General features: G+C 75.7%; 1 protein-coding gene. It reads left to right on the top strand.

Annotated features, from left to right (window positions below):
- The coding region (locus C1J00_RS44070; RefSeq protein WP_180989943.1) for an acetate--CoA ligase family protein at positions 1 to 526 on the top strand (526 nt) is incomplete at both ends.

Below are 526 nucleotides of genomic sequence, written 5' to 3'. Positions count from 1 at the left end.
CCCTCGGCTACCCCGTGGCACTCAAGGCCACGGCCCCGCACCTCAGGCACCGCGCCGACCTGGGCGGCGTCCGCCTCGACCTCGCCGACGAGGAACAACTGCGCCGGTCGTACACCGAGTTGTCCGAGCTGTTCGGCGCGCCGGAGGAGCTGCGGCCGGTGGTGCAGCGGATGGCGCCGCGCGGCGTGGACGTGGTCGTGCGGGCCGTCATCGACCCCGCGGCCGGAGCCGTGCTCTCCTTCGGGCTCGCCGGGGCCGCCTCACAACTGCTCGGGGACACGGCGCACCGGCTGATCCCGGTCACCGACCGGGAGGCGACCTCGCTGGTGCGCTCGATCCGCACCGCCCCCCTGCTGTTCGGCTGGCGCGGCTCCGCTCCGGCCGACACCCGGGCCCTGGAGGAGCTGCTGCTGCGGGTCTCCCGGCTGGTCGACGACCACCCCGAGGTCGTCGCGGTCACCCTGGAGCCGGTCGTCGTCGCCTCGCACGGCCTGAGCGTCCTCGGTGCCTCCGTCCGCCTCGCGCC

Source organism: Streptomyces cahuitamycinicus, assembly GCF_002891435.1.
In the GTDB taxonomy this organism is placed as follows: domain Bacteria; phylum Actinomycetota; class Actinomycetes; order Streptomycetales; family Streptomycetaceae; genus Streptomyces; species Streptomyces cahuitamycinicus.
The sequence above is the reverse complement of the archived record's forward strand: the minus strand, read 5'-3'. Positions and strand labels throughout refer to the sequence as shown.